Raw genomic sequence first — 18,168 nt, forward strand, 5'->3', positions numbered from 1 at the left:
TCAGATTCCTTGGTAAATTAGCATGTCGGCCATGACGTCATCTAACGATGCGGCCCTGACTTCTGCGGCATCCAACACCTCTTTCGGGAAAATGGAATCAGGCTCCAAAATTCCGTCCAGCAGCTCATCGACTTGTTTGAGCAAGATCAGCTTTGGTTGAATGGCGGGAGAGTCGAAATCAATCGCGGCCTTGACGCGTCGGCTGTAAATAATCAGCTTCGGAAGCGAGTTCTCTGTCACCAAGGATGAGTCGCACAACAGACACATGTTCCAGAACTTGCAGACTGAACCTGGCACGTAGTTCGATGCTTTTCTCACGTTATTACTTGGGTTGAAAGGATCGCTGCAACCAGCCCCAGACAAGGTTTCGTGGAAATTGATTGGCTTGATGTTGGCAACATTCGCATTAATGTTTCCTTCAGCCTTCCTCTGGACGGCTGCCTTCGAACGGCGTGATATTTCAGTAAGCGCTTCGCTCATCGTTTTATTGAATTGGGGTCGAAGCTGGCGCTCGGAGAGATATGTGACAGTGGACCCAATATCAGCATGCGTTAGGACAGCCTGGACACGGGTCATGCTTGCCCCATCAAGAACCATATTGGTCACTAACGTAGGACGGCACTTGGCGACATTAAAGTTGGCTGCCTTGCCAAAAATCTCGGCGAACCCTGATTCATTCTTGAAGCGACGATGCCAAAGTGCCGCCTTGTTACTCGCGCCATAGTCGACGATCACCTTTCGACCTTCCCGCCGGCTCGCCCCCACATCCTCAAAAATGATCAGTTTGTCCTGTATCTCAGGTTTTGCGAAGGGACGAATTTTGGCTGTGACAGCGACGACTAGCAGGAAAAGTCGGTGTACTTTCTCGACGTTCTCACTATCGATATAGATTTCATGGTTCTCAAGTGTCGATAGATGCAATTCGAGCCCACTTGATCTGGTCGTACTTCCTGCACGCGCCTTAGCAAATTGAAGCGCTGCCTGATGAGTGAGTGGGTGCGAAGGTTGATAGGAATCTAGCGTAAGCGACTTCAACGATTCCACATTTAGGCCAGTAAGTACAGCGAGTTCGGTCGCCAATGGCATCACCAATCGGTCATCAACGTACGGCCATACCCCCCAGCGTAGAAAACACCTTCGAAGGTCGGTTGCAGTCGCAACTGAGTTCATTCCGCGGGACTTGAAATCGAGGAGCATCCGCAACGGATCGCAACCGTACTCGTTCTCAAATATCCACAGCAAAGCCCTTTCGTCTTTCATCGGAACAGTGATGGGTACTAATCCAACAGCCTGCTCTGGAGTCCGCCCGCTCCTCAACCGCATTGCTACGGTGCCATGATCCAGACCATACGCAGCAGCGGCCTTGCTAATGCTTGCGTATGTGATGCCTTCCACGACCACAGACATCGCTTGGCCTGTCGGGCTGATCTTCCTTTTCGTATCTAGTTCGACACCTGCGATTGCACTCGAAATTGGATTCTTCCGACGACTTCCAACAGCCCTCCTACCTGATGCGCGGTAGGGTATTCCCCTTCCTGTCGGCACATAGCCCTCAACAATCGAAATTGCCAACGATATCCACCGGGCAAGGACCGAATTTATCAATTCCTGCTGCTCAGGCGAGTAGGCTGTCCTTTGCTCTGTTTCGATAACCCCCTTGAACATTGGGGCGTGATAGACGGGCATATCCAAAATGCGTAGTGCATATGCATAGTCCATCACACTGCGAACAATCTTGTAGATCGAGTATTTTGTTTTGCTTGCCAGTTTCTGGGAATTCAACCACCGGTTGAATCGCACAAGCGCATCTGCCTCCCAATATTTCGATAGTTCAAATCGCGAACCAGGCGTCAGATCGTCGTAGTAAGCCGATGTCTCCAAAAGGAAATCGAAGTATTTCCTTTTCGCATACACATGCGTTGCAGAAGTTCTAGCATTGTCCTGCTCCGCCTCCACCTGTCCAAAAATCCAATGCAATTGAGCATGAGGGGCGCTTAGCGTAGCTTGAGGCGGCCGATGAATGCGAACTACGTTGTCAGTGATGCGCACGATGCCCTCGCTTCTCCAGATGCTTGAGGGGAGCTAAGTAGGTTCGCGCTCTGATCTCTTCAGCCTCGTCAAGGCGATTGAGTGCAGCACCAGCCTTGGTTAATTCAGTCAGCATCGCAGGTGATATCTGCGTGTAGATCTGGCTCGTCTTGATATCGTTGTGTCCAAGCATACTCATTATTATTAAAATTTTGTCCTGATAATCTTTCCCCATTTCGGACCGGAGTACAGAGAAGGCAGTGCCATGTCGCATCCAATGGGTGCTAAATGACTCATTTGCACCAATTCTTCTAGTTGCATTTTTGAACTGCTTGGATGCATTGCGCAGCGACCATTGGAAGGCGTTGACAGTTAGAAATGCCGGCTTGTTGGCGTCATCGATATCCCACCCCTGAGCCAGCCGATACTCTTTGCTTGCGTGATATCGCTTTATCCTCTTCAATACTGCACGCGAGATAAGTGTTATCCGTTCCTTGACGTCACCAGCGCTTCCCTTAACACCCCTGACATACATAGGAATGAATTCATGGGTCTCAGAGAAACTTGAGAGTTCTGGTACATCAGACGCCCTCAAGTTAATAAGTTCCGAGATGCGCAGACCAGTGTCGTACTGACAGTGGAAAAGGCACCGCTCGCACTCATTCTTTAACCCATTCAAGACGTCGACAATTAGATTTGTAGGAATAAACTTGGGGCTCTTAGGAGTAGACCCCTTGACGATTCCTTTGAGCATGCCGTCGCGGCCGTACGGAGAGTCCATCTGGCTGCGCCTCTGCGCGCCTTCTTTAGTGGTCAACCAGAGAAGGAACTCTTTCACAGCGGTCTCACGCTGTCGGAGCGTTTTCCTGCTCTTTGCCCCGGCGGTCTTCATATAACGAATCCAACTGAGCAAGTCATCCCGAGTGAGATTAGCGATGTTCTGCTCGATGTCGAGCTTGGAGTATGGGGGCCGAGCCTCGATCCATCGGCACAAATATGTCAGCGCCTTTCCGTACTGCTCGACGGTACCGCGGGAGATTGAAATGTTTGTCTGCAAGTTCAACTTGCTTAGCCATTCATGCATGCTCCGCACAATCACGCCGTACGAATCGACGACCGAGTAGATCTTCTCAAGGTTGTTGTTGGCCGCAGCTCGCAGATCCAAGGATTCGTTCATTGAATGAACGGTGATAGGCTCCTTGGGAGGGAAGATCTGTATGAGACGCGCAGTTGAATTGTGAGCTTGCACTGAGAGACATCCGAGAAGATCTACTGGAACTTCCGGCGGCATACCCACAAGATAGGCCACCAGGATTTCAGCACCAGAAACCACTGTTATGATTCACTTGATGGTACTTTCATTTTGGTTCCGGAAACACATCTACAGCAACCACCATGAACAGGTGGAGCTACAACTGAGCCGCACGCCCTATCCCTACCCCACGCTGAACATCAAGCGCCAGCCGGACTCGATCTTTGACTACCAGTTTGAGGACTTCGAGGTGCTGGACTACCAGTGCCACCCGGCCATCAAGGCACCGGTGGCCGTGTGATCAGTCGCAAACAACTGCTCACGCTGGTCGCCCTCACGCTGATGTGGGGCATCAACTGGCCGATGATGAAGTTCTCGCTGCGGGAACTCTCACCTTTGTACTTCCGCGCGCTGACCATGACGGCGGGCTCGCTCTTCCTCTACAGCTGGTACCGCGCGCGAGGCTTGCGCGTGCTGCCGGAGGGCAGTGAATGGCGTTCGGTGGTGAGTCTGGGCATCCCCAACATGCTGTGCTGGCACACGGTGTCCATCCTGGGTGTCAAGGAACTGGCCTCGGGGCGTGCCGCGATCCTGGGCTTCACCATGCCGATCTGGACGGTGCTGCTGGGTGCGCTCTTCCTGGGCGAGCGCCTGACTCGTCGCACCCTCATCGCGGTCATCGCCGTGGCCGTGGCGATCGGGCTGCTGACCTCCAGCGAGTTCACGAAACTCGCGGGCCGCCCCCTGGGCATCGTCTGGATGGAGATCGCCGCCATCAGCTGGGCCATTGGCACGCTGATGATGCGCCGCGCCAGGCTGACCCTGCCCGTCGAGACGCTGACCGTCTGGATGATGATCCTCAGTTCCGTCTGCCTCTGGGCCATCGCCTTCGCCAGCGAGCCCTGGCCCGCCTGGCAGTTCAGCGGTCCCATGTGGATCAGCCTGGCTTACGGCGCCTTCATCAACTACGGCTTTGCCCAGACGCTGTGGACCACCCTGGCACGTCACCTGCCGGCGTCCACCAGCGCCATGAGCGTGATGGCCATCCCCCTGGTGGGTACGCTCAGTGCCACCTTCATCGTCGGCGAATGGCCGCACTGGCAGGATTACGTGGCCATCGTGTTCGTGATGATGGCCATTGCCGCCGTGCTGCTACCTTCGCGCTCTCCGAAAGCCTCCGCATGAAACTGCACCTGATTTTCGCCCGCGCGGCCAATGGCACCATCGGCAAGGATGGTGTGATGCCGTGGCACCTGCCCGAGGACCTGGCCCACTTCAAGCGCACCACGCTGGGCTGCCCCGTTGTCATGGGCCGCAAGACCTGGGAATCGATCCCGGCGCGCTTTCGCCCCCTGCCCGGCCGCACCAATGTGGTGGTGACGCGCCAGCCAGGCTGGCACGCCGAAGGCGCTCACGTGGCGCATTCACTGCCCGAGGCCCTGGCCCACTGCGGTAAGGTGAGCGACGCCTGGATCATCGGCGGCGCCGACATCTACGCACAAGCCCTGCCTCTGGCCAGTACTGCAGTGGTAACAGAGATCGAAGCATCGTTCGAAGGGGATGCTTTTGCGCCACAATTCGGACCCGAGTGGAAGGAAATGCGACGTGAGCGTCACGTCTCCTCCACCGGCCTGAATTTCAGTTTTGTGACTTACACGAATACAAAAGGAGTCTGATATGTCCGGAGGCGGTTTTCACGTGCACGGCCCGCACGACCACGAACTCGAACACGCGCAACAGGGCGGCGGCCATGGTGACCACGGCGGCGGCATGACCAACCAGATCGCCATGTTCACGGCCATCATCGCCACGGTAGGCGCCATCTTCGCCTACATGGGCGGCGCCACCCAGGCCAATGCCGGTCTGTACAAGAACAATGCAGCCATCAAGAAGACCGAAGCGTCCAACCAGTGGAACTACTTCCAGTCCAAGAGCACCAAGCAGTCCCTGGCCGAGGTCTCGCGCGACCTGACGCCCAAGGAAGCCGAAAAGGAAAAGTACCAGGCCAAGATCGACCGCTACGAGAAGGAAAAGAACGAGATCAAGGTGGTCGCCGAGAAGCTGGAAGCCGATGCGACCGACTGGGACAAGAAGAGCGACGAGCAGATGCACCTGCACCACCGCTGGGCCCAGGCCACCACCGTGCTGCAGGTCTGTATCGCGCTGGCCGCCATCGCCCTGCTGACGCGCAAGAAGTGGCTGGAATACGCCATGTTTGCCGCTGGCGCGCTTGGCCTGGTCGTGGGCGGCCTGGCAGTGCTTCACATTTGATAGCAAGTCGTCGATGAAATTTGCGACCTGGAACGTCAACTCGCTGACCGTGCGCCTGCCCCAGGTGCTGGACTGGCTGGCCGCCAACCCGGTGGACGTGCTGGCGCTCCAGGAGCTCAAGCTCACCGACGACAAGTTTCCCTTCGACGCCTTCACAGCGGCGGGTTACCAGGCACAGAGCTTCGGCCAGAAGACCTATAACGGTGTGGCCCTGCTCTCACGTGCACCGCTGCAAGGCGTGGTGCGCAACATCCCGGGTTTCGAAGACGAGATGGCCCGCGTGATCAGCGCCACCGTGAACGGCGTGCGTGTCATCGGCGCCTATTTCCCCAATGGGCAGGAGCCGGGTTCGGATAAGTTCGCCTACAAGATGCGCTGGCTCGATGCCCTGCGCGAGTGGGTGCGCAGCGAGTTGCAGCAGCACCCGAAGCTGGTGCTCATGGGCGACTACAACATCACCTTCGACGACCTCGACGTCTGGGACCCGGTGGGCCTGAAGGACACCATCCACTGCACCGTCGAGGAACGCACACATCTGCGCGCTCTGGTTGATCTGGGCCTGACCGATTCGGTCCGCCTGTTCCCGCAACCCGAGAAGAACTACTCCTGGTGGGACTACCGCAACATGGGCTTCCGCCGCAAGCAGGGCCTGCGCATCGATCACATTCTGATCAGTGAAGCGCTCAAGCCATTGGCCACGGCCTGTGCCGTCGATCCCACGCCGCGCAAGAACGAGCGCCCTAGCGACCACGCGCCGGTGGTGCTGGAGCTGCAGGGGCTGTGAGCCCCGCCGGGCGCGCCGCATGTCTACGCTGGCCTACGCCCTTTTCACCACACCGCTGGGCACCTGCAGCATCAGCTGGAATGCTCGGGCCCTGACGGGGGTGTATCTGCCGGAGCGGGACCAGGCTACCCTGCTGGCGCGCATGGCACGCCGTTTCCCCGCACTAAACGAAAGCCCACCCCCGCTTTTTGTGCAGGAGGCCGTCGCCGCCATCACGGCCCTGCTCGAAGGGCATCCCCCCGAACCGCATGACCTCACGCACCTGCCACTGGACATGGAGGGCGTGCCGCCTTTTCACCAGCGCGTCTACGAACTCACGCGACGCATCCCGCCGGGCGAAACGCTGACCTATGGTGAAGTGGCGCAACGCCTGGGCGAGCCGGGCGCGGCCCGCGCCGTGGGACAGGCCCTGGGTGCCAACCCTTTTGCGCCCGTGGTGCCCTGCCACCGCGTGGTGGGTGCACTCACAGGCACGGGCGGCTTCTCGGCCCATGGCGGGCTACAGACCAAGCTGAAGATGCTGGAGATCGAGGGGGCGCGCTTCGGCGGCCCCGGGCTCTTTGACTAAATCGCCGCAAGGGGACGGAGGATCACTCCTCCAAGCCGAGCTCCTGGATCTTGCGCGTGATGGTGTTGCGGCCGATGCCCAGCTTGTGGGCGGCCTCGATGCGCCGGCCACGCGTGCTGTCCAGCGCAGTCAGGATGAGCTTGCGTTCGAAGCGCTTGGTCAGTTCGTCCCAGACGTCCAGGCGTCCGCTGAGCAGCAGGGTCATGGCCTCGGCCTGCAGGCCGCTCTCCCAGTCACCCGTCGCCGGGAGCCCCACGGCCGGCGGAGCGGCCAGGGCCACCGGTTCTGGCACCCCCGTGTTGGCGACGGCGACTGGCACAGCAAATTCACCCGCCACCAGACCGATCTCGGGCGGCAGGTCCTTGGGTTCGATCACCTGGGCCGGTGCCATGACGGTCAGCCAGTGGCAGATGTTCTCCAGCTGGCGCACATTGCCGGGAAAGCCGAAACGCCCCAGCCGCTCCAGCGCCGCATCGGAGATGCGCTTGGGCTCAACACCCAACTGGCGTGCGCTCTGCTGCAGGAAATGGCGCGTGAGCATGGGCACGTCCTCGCGCCGCTCGCGCAGGGCGGGCAGGCGCAGGCGGATGACGTTGAGGCGGTGAAACAGGTCTTCGCGGAACACGCCTTCCTTGACGCGCTGCTCCAGATCCTGGTGCGTGGCGGCGATCACGCGCACATTGGCCTTGACCGCGCTGTGTCCGCCCACACGGTAGAAATGGCCATCCGAAAGCACCCGCAGCAGGCGCGTCTGCAGATCGAAGGGCATGTCGCCGATCTCGTCCAGGAACAGCGTACCGCCCTCGGCCTGCTCAAAACGTCCGCGGCGCATGGTCTGGGCACCGGTGAAGGCGCCACGCTCGTGACCGAACAGCTCGGACTCCAGCAGATCCTTCGGGATCGCAGCGGTGTTGATGGCCACGAAAGGCCCGTTGGCGCGGGGTGAATGCTTGTGCAGGGCACGCGCCACCAGCTCCTTGCCCGAGCCCGATTCGCCGGTAATGAGCACCGTGACATTGCTCTGCGAGAGCCGGCCGATGGCGCGGAACACGTCCTGCATGGCCGGGGCCTGGCCCAGCATCTCGGGAGCGGCGTCGATGGTTTCCTGCGCCACTTCCTCGCGCTGGCTTTCCTCAACCGCACGGCGAATCAGCTCAACGGCCTTGGGCAGGTCGAAGGGCTTGGGCAGGTATTCAAAGGCCCCCCCCTGGAAGGCTGAGACGGCGCTGTCCAGATCGGAAAAGGCCGTCATGATGATGACCGGCAGCCCGGGGTGGCGAGCCTTGACCTTTTCCAGCAGCTCCAGGCCAGAGCCGCCCGGCATGCGGATGTCGCTCACCAGCACCTGCGGGCCCTCGCCCTCTTCGTCCAGTGCGGCCAGCACTTCGCGCGGGTTGGTGAAGCTGCGCGTGGGCATCTGCTCGCGTTGCAGCGCCTTCTCCAGCACGAAGCGTATGGACTGGTCATCATCGGCGATCCAAATCGGCTTCATGTCGGCTCTACCCTTAGGTCATGCTGCCTTTCTCAGGGCAGCGGTATCAATATTTTGAAATCGGTCCGGCCCGGCTCGCTATCGCACTCGATCAGGCCATGGTGTTGCTGCACGAAGGTTTGCGCCAACGTCAGCCCCAGGCCGGAGCCGCCCTCCCGTCCCGACACCAGCGGGAAAAAGATGCGGTCCTTGATCGAGTCCGGTACGCCGGGCCCGTTATCGATGACATGCAATTCCAGTGCCAGCTTGTAGCGTTGTTTGCCAAAGGTGATCTGCCGCGCGATCCGGGTACGGAAGGTCAGCCTCGCTTCACCCGCGCTGATGCGCTCGGCCAGGGCCTGGCAGGCGTTGTGCGCGATGTTGAGCACAGCCTGGATCAGCTGCTCACGGTCGCCGCGAAATTCAGGGATGGAGGTGTCGTAATCACGCACCACCCGCAAGCCCTTGGGGAATTCGGCCAGGATCAGCGAGCGCACACGCTCGCAGACCTCGTGCATATTGACGTCGCCCACCACGTGGGGCCGGCGGTGCGGCGCCAGCAGGCGGTCCACCAGGGTCTGCAGGCGATCGGCCTCATGGATGATGACACGCGTGTACTCGGTCAGCTGGCTGTCGATCTCCATCTCCAGCAGTTGGGCCGCACCGCGGATCCCGCCCAGGGGGTTCTTGATCTCGTGCGCCAGGTTGCGGATCAGCTCCTTGTTGGCCTGGGCCTGGTCCAGCAGGCGCTCCTCGCGCTCCTGACGGGCCTGCTGTTCCAGCGGCAGCATCTCGATCAGGATGTCGCCCGGTCTGTCGGTCTGCGTGAGGATCACGTGGACGGGCAAAAGATCACGCCCAGGACGCTTGACCCAGGCGTCATACCGCAGGGCTGCAAATTCGTTGTCGCGCAGCCCCCCGAGGGCAGAGGCCAGAACCTGGGGTTCGGTGTAGTAATCGGCCAGGGCGGAGCCTTCGATGCTGCGCCGGGACATGCCCAGCGCGTCCTCGAGGGCGGCATTGGCATAGACCACCGCGCCGTCGCCATGCACGACGGCAACAAGCGTGGCGAGCAGGTCGAAAGGCTGGAAGCGGCTGACGGAGGAAATGGCGGTCGGTTTCAAGCCGCCTATTTTGACTCAGATGAAGCAGCGGACTCAGGCAGACGATCGAGCTCGCGGCGCAGGCCGGCCAGATCGCTTTCGTTGCGCTCGATGTTGGCCTTCATCTCGGCCACCCGGTCCAGGTATTTCTGGTGGTTGCGGAACTCAGGGCCCGATTTTTCAGGCTCACCGTTGTTGTACTCCTGAATCAGCTCGTTCTTGCGGGCTTCGGCCCTGCGCAGCTCAGCCTCCAGGATCTGACGGGCATCTGCATCCCGTTGACGCTGCTGGTCCACATCCACTCGCGTACCGACCTGGTTGGCCGAAGCCATGCGAACCGTATCGGGCGCACGCGGACGCTGGACCACGGTCACATTGCCGCCTTCCAGCAGCTTGCAGCCCTTCTGACCGGGTTGCACCGTGTTGGTGTACTCATTGCCGCAGCGATAGATGCGGCCCTGGGCCTGGGCCAGATCAACGGCAGCCAGGCCTGCTACGAAAAGCGTAGCTGTCAATGACATCAGTAAAGGCTTCTTCATGGGGTTCTCCGCGCATCGGAAATGCAGGGGCGGTCTGAGAGTATCGGCTATTCCCGCTGAAAATCAAACCCCCGAAGTTCACGGAAAACAAAAAGGACGGCCGAAGCCGTCCTTTTTTTGCGACAGGCTGTAACGAATCACAGCCTGGGGTCGCCCTTTACAGGGAGTAGTACATGTCGTACTCGACCGGGTGCGGTGCCATGCGGAAGCGCGTCACTTCGGCCATCTTGAGTTCGATATAGGCATCCAGCATGGAGTCGGTGAACACGCCACCCTTGGTCAGGAAGCCGCGGTCCTTGTCCAGATAGTCCAGGGCCTGGTCCAGGCTATGGCAGACGGTCGGCACCAGCTTGTCCTCTTCCGGGGGCAGATGGTACAGATCCTTGGTGGCGGCTTCGCCCGGATGGATCTTGTTTTCCACGCCGTCAAGACCGGCCATCATCAGGGCCGAGAAGCACAGGTAGGGGTTGGCAGACGGATCGGGGAAACGCGCCTCGATACGGCGACCCTTGGGGTTGGCCACGAAAGGAATGCGGATCGAAGCGGAACGGTTGCGCGAGCTGTAGGCCAGTTTCACCGGAGCCTCGAAGCCGGGCACCAGGCGCTTGTAGCTGTTGGTACCGGGGTTGGTGATGGCGTTCAGGGCACGGGCGTGCTTGATGATGCCGCCGATGTAATACAGGGCGAAATCGCTCAGGCCGGCGTAGCCGTCACCGGCAAACAGGTTCTTGCCGTCTTTCCAGATGGACTGGTGCACGTGCATGCCAGAACCGTTGTCGCCGGCGTAGGGCTTGGGCATGAAGGTGGCGGTCTTGCCGTAGGCATTGGCCACGTTCCAGACCACGTACTTCAGGTTCTGCGTCCAGTCGGCGCGCTCGACCAGGGTCGAGAACTTAGTGCCGATTTCGTTCTGGCCAGCGCCCGCCACTTCGTGGTGGAACACTTCGACCGGGATGCCCAGGGATTCGAGGATCAGGGACATCTCGGCGCGCATGTCTTGCGTGCTGTCGACCGGGGGCACCGGGAAGTAACCGCCCTTGGTGGTGGGACGGTGGCCACGGTTGCCGCCTTCAAGCTGCTTGCCGGAGTTCCAGGGAGCTTCGTACTCGTCGATGGCGAACATCACGTTGCCGGGTTCGTTGGCCCAACGCACGCCGTCGAAGATGAAGAATTCGGGTTCCGGACCGAAATAGGCGGTGTCACCGATGCCGGAAGCCTTCAGATAGGCTTCAGCGCGCTTGGCGATCGAACGCGGATCGCGGTCATAGGCCTTGCCGTCGCTGGGTTCGACCACGTCGCACTGCAGGAACAGGGTGGTCTCTTCGAAGAAGGGGTCGATGTTGGCGGTGTTCGGGTCGGGCATGAGCTGCATGTCCGAAGCCTCGATACCCTTCCAGCCAGCGATGGACGAACCGTCGAAAGCGTGGCCGGAAGTGAACTTGTCTTCGCCAAAAGCGGAGATCGGCACGGTCACGTGCTGTTCTTTGCCACGGGTGTCGGTGAAGCGGAAGTCAACGAACTTGACTTCGTTTTCCTTCACCATCTTCATCACGTCTGCGACGGTCTTAGCCATCTGGTACTCCTGCTAGGAAGGTTGATTAAAAGTTACGCAGGCACATGAATGCAGTTTCTGTGCCAATCCTGCTTGCGCCGGCCTGCGTGGAATTCGGTATTTTGCCCTGACTTTCCCGGCCTTCGAGGGGCCATGAACGCACCGGAGCAGAAACTTTCACCCACACAACACCATATTGGTGCATTAAATTTGCACCAAAATAGTAACCTACTGATTGCGCACCAATTCGGGGCCAAGCTTGACGCCCTGTTCGCGCAGGCCCGCCAACAGCTCGGCGTAGGCCGCGGGGGTCACGTCGGGCTTGCCCTTGACCCCGAGTTCGATGTGCCGGCCGTGCTGGGGGTGGTCCACACTGGGCAGGCTGAAGACCTTGACACCGACATGCCGAGCTTCAATAGCCTCCATCAGCGGCGTCAAGGTCGCTTCCATGGCGCCATAGACGATGACCGATTGCTCCTGCCAGGCATTGCGGCTGAAAAGCGGGGCATACAGTGTGTCCAGCGTCCACTCGATCATGGGCCAGGCCATCACCGGAAAACCCGGCACGAAATGGACCGCGCCACGGCCTGAGGGCGAGGCACAGCTGAAACCGGGAATCTTGTTGTAAGGGTTGGGAATGATGTCTGCCCCCACAGGAAACACACCCATGTTCAGTCGGTGCACATTGTCAGCACGGTCCGGCACATAGGGCACCCCCTGTTCGCGCGCTACATCCTGCATGCGCTCGCGGATCAGGCGCTCGGCCTGCGGATGCAGGACCAGGCCCACCCCCAGGGCGCGCGCCGCGCACTGGCGCGTGTGGTCGTCTGGCGTGGCACCGATGCCACCGCAGGAGAACACCACGGAGCCCGATTCGAAAGCGCGCGCGAGCGTGGCCGTGATGCGCGCGGGGTCGTCCCCGACATAGTCGGCGTAGGCGAGCTGCAGGCCGCGCGCCTGCAGCAGTTCGATCGCCTTGGGCAGATGCTTGTCGGCACGCTTGCCGGAGAGGATTTCATCGCCAATGATGACGATGCCGAAAGAAACCGTGGTGTCAGACATGGGTGTCGGTCGAGGGTATGGCCTGCAGCACAGTCGACGCCGGGGCGGCGGCCGACAAAGGTTCGGCGCGCAGGGCGGCGAGCGCCGCCAGGCCGTAATGGGTGAACCAGAGTGCAGCGAAGATGAAAACGAAGGTGTAGATCCAGATGGCCAGCGGCACCAGCAGCGGCGCGAGCACCACGGCCATGGCCCCGACCGCCCAGATCAGCCCGGGCGCCGCCCCCATGTAGCCGCTGACCACGCCGATGCCCAGCAGCCAGTATCGATGCCGGCGCATCAGCTCTTCCCGCTCCTCCGCGGTGGCATGTTGGGCCAGCGCGTCGTAGACCATGACACGCGAGGTCAGCCAGCCCCAGATCAGGGGCGGCAGCACGATCACCAGTGGCGGGATCAGCCACAGCGGCAGGGTCAGGATCAGGGCCAGCAAGGCCAGCAGTGCCGAGCCCAGGCCTTGCAACAGGCTGCCCGCAAAGCTGCCACCACGTTCTTGCGTCAGCCGGGGAAAGCGGCGCTCTGCCACCAGCCTCACGATGGCCGGCGTGGCCAGCCAGGCCACGGCCAGCAAGGACAGCACGATCACCAGCGGTAGCACCAGCATGATGAGCAACAGCGGAGCCAGTACATTGCGCAGGTGACCCATGCTCACACTGTCGAGCCAGCGAAACAGGCTGTCCATCAGAGCCCAGTCTGACAGCCAGACCTGCAAGCCCAGCACAGCCTGCTCCCAGAACAGCCAGGACAGGCCGACGCTCGAGGCCACCAGCAGGATCAGCGGCAGGAAGGACAGCACGATGATGCGCGGCTGCAGGCAATAAGCCAATGCGCGCCAGAAGGAGTCGAGAAACAGTCCCATACCGGCAAGCATACCGTGGCGCACTGTCACAGGCTGTGTCAGGCGCGACCTGCGAGGCGCTTGAGCCCCAGCCACTGCTGGGCCCAGAAGCCGTGCCCGTAGTCACGCCCCTGCTCCACCTGGTCGCGGATGCCGGTCGGGTCGTAGCGCAACTCGAAGTTGGCCGTGCCAAAGAGCATGTCCCACCAGGGCAGCAGCACACCGAAATTGTGTCCCCCGAGTGTCTTGCCCGGTGACTCGTGGCCGATACCGATGCTGTGGTGCACACGGTGGAAGCGCGGGCTGATCCATAGCCGCTCTCCCCAGGATCCGAAGGACAGGCGCAGGTTGGCGTGCTGCAGACTCTCGCTGAGCTGGGTGAAGGCGACGATGGCCACGAACTGGCCCGGTGCCACACCGATCAGTTGCGCCAGGGTGACCAGCAGTACATCACGGCTCAGATCGTCGAGCAGGTGGTTGCGGTTGTCACTCCACAGGGTCATCTGGCGCTGCGAGTGGTGCAGCGCATGCAGGCGCCACCACCAGTCGAAATGGTGCTGACCGCGGTGCAACCAGTAATCGAAGAAGTCCATCACCACCAGGTACATCAGCAGGCTGACCCAGGGCAGATCGGTCACGCCCGGCCACAGGTCGTCCAGGTGCAGGGTCGGCAGACCAGCCACGCGCAACATGCCGATCAGATCGTCCAGCAGGGGAGTCAGCGTGAAGAACAGCACCAGCCGGAACAGGCCCAGGCGGTGGATCAGGGTGTAGAGCACGTCCACGCGAATGGCCGCGCGGTCGCGCACCGGCTCCACCGGACGCCAGCGTTGCAGCGGCGCCAGCACCAACAGCATCACCAGCAACTGGAGCAGGCCCACCAGCAGCCAGCCGGTGCCGTCGTAGGCGTCTTCCAGCCGGTTGCCCAGGCCGATGGCAAACGCCAGAGGCTGCACCAGGGCTTCGAACAGCCACTGCTGAAGATCATTGAAGGCGTTGACCAGCGTGTCCATGCCCGATTATTTCCCGGCTGGCCCGCGCTGCGCGATCCAACCCTGGTAGTCCGGATGCTCGCGCAAGGTGCGGAAACAGAAACCTGCCTGCTTGAGTCCGACGATCAGGGGCTCCAGCACCGCTGGCGCCCAGGGATCGCTGCGTGACCAGATGCCCAGATGCGCCATCAGCACGTCACCTGGACGGATGTCGCGCAAAGCCTTTGCCAGCAGCATCTCGCCCGGGTATTTTTCGCTGGGCAACTCATCGCCCAGAAAGCCGGCTGGCGCCCAACCCACGTGCAGGTAACCACACTGACGGGCAGCGGCCAGCAGGGCCGGTGAAGTCTTGCCGCCGGGGGCACGAAACAGGGGCAGCGGCGCCCGGCCCGTGAGCTGCTCCAGGCGAGTCGAGGCCGCCCGTATGGCGGAGCAATACTGCGCCGCCGTCCAGATCTGGTCCCGGTTGGCCTGTGCACCCGCCGACGCCCGCACGCGGAGCTTCACACTGCCGTCGGGCTGCGGCAGATCGGCGCGCCAGTAGACGTGGTCCAGGGTATGGGAGGCGAACTCGTGCCCCTCGTCGCTGCGCGCGCGCCACCAGGCCGCCCAGTGCGAACCGAGACTGCCGTCCCCCACCTGGGTGCGTTCGTCGGCTGCAAAGAAGGTGGCGCGTACCTGCTGGCGCTCCAGCACCCCGGCGATGTGCTCGGCCACCCCCATGTGACCAGTGTCGAAAGTCAGGTAAAGGGGCTTGGCACAGTCCTGTGCATGGGCCGGTAGAAGCACCAGCAGGGCTGCCAGCCAGCCAGCGAATAGGCTATTGGCGCGGCGCATGGTCCAGGGTCCAGACCCCGTGCGGCGACTTGCCCACGCGCACCTGGCGCACGACCTGGCGTGTTGTCGTGTCGATCACGCTGAGCTTCTGCGCCCAGCGCGAAGACAGCAGGATGTAGCGGCCATCGGCCGTCAGGTCCATGCAATCGGGGCCGCCGGGACCAGGGTACTCATCGACCACGGCCAGGGTCTTGTAGTCAATCTTGCTGATGGTGTTGGCCACACGGTTGCTGACCAGCACGTGGCGGCGGTCACCCACGGCGCGAAAGGCGTGTGCGCCCTTGCCGGTAGGGATCATCTGCACGACCGCAGGCATGGGCATGGCCAGGTCATACACCTCCACCCCCTCACCACCCGTCAGGCCGACCAGCAGGAAGCGATCGTCAGGCGTGCCGAAGACGTCGGCTGGCAAGGGACCGGTCTTGATACGCCAGAGCAGTTGCTGCTTTTGCAGGTCGATGGCAACCATCTCGTCACTGTCCTGCATGGTCACGTAAGCCGTGGTGCTCTTGCTGTCGATCCAGATGTGGCTGGGGGTCTTGCCGGTGGGGATTCGCTTGGCCAGCGTCAGGTCGCGGCCGTCCCAGCGATAGATGTCGACATGGTTGAGCCGGTTGGCGGCCGTGACAAACCACTGCATGTCAGGCGAGAAGCGCAACTGGTAGGGGTCGAGGATGCCACGCACGGTGCGCTGTACCTCGGCCGTGCGCGGGTCAACGAAGGTCAGGGTATCGCTGAAGGCATTGGCGATGATCAGGGACTTCTCGTCCGGCGTCAGATAAAGATGGTGTGGTTCCTTGCCGGTGGCAAATCGCTTGATTTCCTTCCAGCTCACCGGGTCGATCACACTGACATCGGCATCCTTGGAGTTGAGGACGAAGATGGGTGCCGGCCGCGGCTGCGCCATGGACAAGCCGGCCATCAAAACCAGCAGGAGGGCGAAGGCACGGGGGGAAAACTTCAGCATGGAACACTCATGGCTATGGAGCTGCAAGTGTAGCGGTCGCCGTGCGGGCACCTGCGTGGATGGTTTGAGGCACATCAAGTGCCAGCGCCGAAAACGGGGACGCCGATCTCAGGCCGGGATCAGCGCCAGGTCTGCGGCTTCGAGCCAGCGCCACTGACCTGGGGCCAGGTCAGCGGGCAGCACGAGACCGCCGATCCGGGAGCGGTGCAGGGCCTCGACCCGGTTGCCCGCAGCGGCCACCATGCGCTTGACCTGGTGGTACTTGCCCCCCGTCAGCGTCAGTCGCAGGTGCTGCGGCGCCACAAGTTCACACTGGGCGGCGCGCACCGGGCGCGGATCGTCATCCAGCACCACCCCGGTCAGCAATTTCTCACACAGCTTCTCGTCACCCGGGTGCTTGAGCGTCACTTCGTAGACCTTGGGAACTTCGTGTCGCGGCGAGGCCAGGCGGTGGATGAGTTGTCCGTCGTCGGTCAGCAGCAGCAGGCCCGTGGTGTCCTGGTCGAGCCGGCCGATGGCCTGCACGCCCTGCACGGCGCCCTTGTTGGGACGCTGACGCAGCGGGGCCGGCAGCAGGGTGTAAACGCTGGGCCAGGCCGAGGGTTTTTGCGAGCACTCGATGCCCGCCGGTTTGTGCAGCATGATGCAGGCCCGACTGTGGCAAACCCACTCCATCCCCTGCACGCGCAGTTGCAGGCCCTCGTAATCGAACTCCGCCGTGGCCTCGGTACAGGTTTCGGCACCCCCCGCCCCGCTGACCGGGTAGACGTACACATGGCCCTGCTGGATCAGGCCGGCGCAGACCCGACGGGTCCCAAAGCCCTGGGCGTAAAGAATGTCCTGCAATTGCATGAAAAGGTCTCTGGAGCACGCCCAGCGTGCCGGGATAGCTCAAAAAGTGTAGCGAATCAGCCCTCGGACTCTGCAATCAGCACGCGATTCCGTGCAAAAGTTCATCCCAAAGCCCCTCCAACGTGCTCCAACTTCGCTGATCTGGTTCAGGATAGGGGCCGTAGACCTTACACTTGTTACAAACAACGATACCGCTGCATATGAACGGGTACACAGGGTGGATGATAGTCGCAGGGCTGATGGCCGTGAGCGGAGCGCTGGGCGCGTACGCTTACGCCGCGCGCCTGAAAAAACAGGAGCTGGCCAAGCGACGCATCCCGCGTAAATGGCCCCTGACAGTGCGCTCCATGGTGAACAGCCGGGAGCGGCTCGTCTGGCGCTGGATGCTGCGCGCCTTCCAGGACCATCATGTCATGGTTAAGCTGCCGGTCACGCGCTTCACCATGCCGCAAGTCCGCGAAGAAGGTCAGCACTGGTTCCAGATCCTCAGCGGTGTCTACTGCACCTTCACCATCTGCAATGCAGAAGGCCAGGTGGTCGGCTGTGTCGACGTGCCCGGCCCGCAGGGCCTCTCCTTGAGCAACCAGACGCTCAAGCACACCCTGCTCTCGCAGTGCAACGTCCGCTATTGGGTGGTCGACCCGGAACACCTGCCCAGCCTCAGCACCATCCGCGCAGCCTTCCTGGGCGAACAGGCCGTGCTCAAGGAGGAACTGGAACGCGTGCGCACCGAGACCGAGTTCAACCAGACACGCGCCAACCTCAAGGCGGCCCTGTCGCGCCAGCGCGGCAACCAGCCCAGCGCCAGCGAACTCGCACGTCTCGATGCCCTGTTATCTGCCGATCCGCACAGCCACGATGCCTACGAAAGCCAGCTGTCGACAACCTGGAAACACGACTCCTTCGTCGCCCCGCTGGACAGCCGATCCGGCGAGTTGCACTGAGCGCCAGCGCGTCAGAACAATAAAAAACCCCGGCCGTTCCCGGCCGGGGTTTTGTTTTTTGGTGGAGCTGGGGGGATTTGAACCCCCGTCCGCAAGCCTTGTTCGAGCAGATCT

18 protein-coding genes, 1 other RNA gene and 1 pseudogene are annotated in these 18,168 nt (G+C 61.4%); 7 read left to right on the plus strand and 13 right to left on the minus strand.

Going from position 1 to position 18,168, the window contains the following annotated elements; all coding sequences use genetic code 11:
• The gene (locus AC07NT_RS10010; protein ID WP_498596605.1) at positions 1-2,049 is read right to left on the minus strand and encodes a hypothetical protein; all 2,049 of its coding nucleotides are present in this window, start codon (positions 2,047-2,049) and stop codon (positions 1-3) included.
• The gene (locus AC07NT_RS10015; RefSeq protein ID WP_498596604.1) at positions 2,036-3,361 is read right to left on the minus strand and encodes a tyrosine-type recombinase/integrase; all 1,326 of its coding nucleotides are present in this window, start codon (positions 3,359-3,361) and stop codon (positions 2,036-2,038) included. The genes AC07NT_RS10010 and AC07NT_RS10015 overlap by 14 nt, the downstream gene beginning before the upstream one ends.
• Before the next feature lie 43 nt (positions 3,362-3,404).
• On the opposite strand from AC07NT_RS10015, the pseudogene AC07NT_RS10020 reads away from it, so the two are divergent.
• From AC07NT_RS10020 to AC07NT_RS10045, 6 genes and pseudogenes are all read left to right on the plus strand, one after another.
• Positions 3,405-3,581: pseudogene (locus AC07NT_RS10020) on the plus strand (thymidylate synthase); the annotation flags it as partial.
• Positions 3,578-4,465: a DMT family transporter gene (locus tag AC07NT_RS10025; RefSeq protein ID WP_498596603.1), complete on the plus strand. Its 888-nt coding sequence runs from the start codon at positions 3,578-3,580 to the stop codon at positions 4,463-4,465. The pseudogene AC07NT_RS10020 and the gene AC07NT_RS10025, both read left to right, overlap by 4 nt.
• Positions 4,462-4,956: a dihydrofolate reductase gene (locus AC07NT_RS10030; protein WP_498596602.1), complete on the plus strand. Its 495-nt coding sequence runs from the start codon at positions 4,462-4,464 to the stop codon at positions 4,954-4,956. The genes AC07NT_RS10025 and AC07NT_RS10030 overlap by 4 nt, the downstream gene beginning before the upstream one ends.
• 1 nt (position 4,957) lies before the next feature.
• The gene (locus AC07NT_RS10035) at positions 4,958-5,551 is read left to right on the plus strand and encodes a DUF4337 domain-containing protein (RefSeq protein WP_498596601.1); all 594 of its coding nucleotides are present in this window, start codon (positions 4,958-4,960) and stop codon (positions 5,549-5,551) included.
• Positions 5,552-5,564: 13 nt separating this feature from the next.
• Complete coding sequence (locus tag AC07NT_RS10040; protein WP_498596600.1) at positions 5,565-6,335, plus strand: exodeoxyribonuclease III; 771 nt, start codon at positions 5,565-5,567, stop codon at positions 6,333-6,335.
• A gap of 19 nt (positions 6,336-6,354) precedes the next feature.
• Positions 6,355-6,903, plus strand: a complete 549-nt coding sequence (locus AC07NT_RS10045; protein ID WP_498596599.1) for a methylated-DNA--[protein]-cysteine S-methyltransferase — start codon at positions 6,355-6,357, stop codon at positions 6,901-6,903.
• Between the two features lie 22 nt (positions 6,904-6,925).
• On the opposite strand, the gene ntrC is transcribed toward AC07NT_RS10045, so the two are convergent.
• The 10 genes from ntrC to AC07NT_RS10095 form a co-directional block, all read right to left on the minus strand.
• The gene (gene ntrC / locus AC07NT_RS10050) at positions 6,926-8,395 is read right to left on the minus strand and encodes a nitrogen regulation protein NR(I) (protein WP_498596598.1); all 1,470 of its coding nucleotides are present in this window, start codon (positions 8,393-8,395) and stop codon (positions 6,926-6,928) included.
• A 32-nt stretch (positions 8,396-8,427) separates the two neighbouring features.
• Complete coding sequence (glnL, locus tag AC07NT_RS10055) at positions 8,428-9,498, minus strand: nitrogen regulation protein NR(II) (RefSeq protein WP_498596597.1); 1,071 nt, start codon at positions 9,496-9,498, stop codon at positions 8,428-8,430.
• A 5-nt stretch (positions 9,499-9,503) separates the two neighbouring features.
• Positions 9,504-10,016 carry a hypothetical protein gene (locus AC07NT_RS10060; protein WP_498596596.1) on the minus strand — a complete coding sequence of 171 codons (513 nt, stop codon included), beginning with the start codon at positions 10,014-10,016 and terminating at the stop codon, positions 9,504-9,506.
• Between the two features lie 157 nt (positions 10,017-10,173).
• Positions 10,174-11,589 (minus strand): type I glutamate--ammonia ligase, encoded by a 1,416-nt coding sequence (gene glnA, locus AC07NT_RS10065; protein ID WP_498596595.1) that lies wholly within the window; start codon positions 11,587-11,589, stop codon positions 10,174-10,176.
• Between the two features lie 207 nt (positions 11,590-11,796).
• Complete coding sequence (locus AC07NT_RS10070; protein ID WP_498596594.1) at positions 11,797-12,630, minus strand: competence/damage-inducible protein A; 834 nt, start codon at positions 12,628-12,630, stop codon at positions 11,797-11,799.
• Positions 12,623-13,483, minus strand: coding sequence for an EI24 domain-containing protein (locus tag AC07NT_RS10075; protein WP_498596593.1), 861 nt, complete (start codon positions 13,481-13,483; stop codon positions 12,623-12,625). Before AC07NT_RS10075 ends, AC07NT_RS10070 begins: the two co-directional genes overlap by 8 nt.
• 38 nt (positions 13,484-13,521) lie before the next feature.
• Positions 13,522-14,475: a sterol desaturase family protein gene (locus tag AC07NT_RS10080; RefSeq protein WP_498596592.1), complete on the minus strand. Its 954-nt coding sequence runs from the start codon at positions 14,473-14,475 to the stop codon at positions 13,522-13,524.
• A gap of 6 nt (positions 14,476-14,481) precedes the next feature.
• On the minus strand, positions 14,482-15,291 hold the full coding sequence (locus AC07NT_RS10085; RefSeq protein WP_498596591.1) for a polysaccharide deacetylase family protein: 810 nt from the start codon (positions 15,289-15,291) through the stop codon (positions 14,482-14,484).
• Positions 15,275-16,258 carry a YncE family protein gene (locus AC07NT_RS10090; RefSeq protein WP_498596590.1) on the minus strand — a complete coding sequence of 328 codons (984 nt, stop codon included), beginning with the start codon at positions 16,256-16,258 and terminating at the stop codon, positions 15,275-15,277. Before AC07NT_RS10090 ends, AC07NT_RS10085 begins: the two co-directional genes overlap by 17 nt.
• Positions 16,259-16,366: 108 nt before the next feature.
• Positions 16,367-17,110, minus strand: coding sequence for a 16S rRNA pseudouridine(516) synthase (locus AC07NT_RS10095; RefSeq protein ID WP_498596589.1), 744 nt, complete (start codon positions 17,108-17,110; stop codon positions 16,367-16,369).
• A gap of 239 nt (positions 17,111-17,349) precedes the next feature.
• Here AC07NT_RS10095 and AC07NT_RS10100 point away from each other — a divergent pair, with 239 nt between their 5' ends.
• Positions 17,350-18,054, plus strand: coding sequence for a hypothetical protein (locus AC07NT_RS10100; RefSeq protein ID WP_498596588.1), 705 nt, complete (start codon positions 17,350-17,352; stop codon positions 18,052-18,054).
• A 59-nt stretch (positions 18,055-18,113) separates the two neighbouring features.
• Here the strand turns inward: AC07NT_RS10100 and ssrA are convergent.
• Positions 18,114-18,168: a transfer-messenger RNA gene (gene ssrA, locus AC07NT_RS10105) on the minus strand; the annotation flags it as partial.

Source organism: Hylemonella sp. GW821-FHT10B10 (assembly GCF_059415585.1).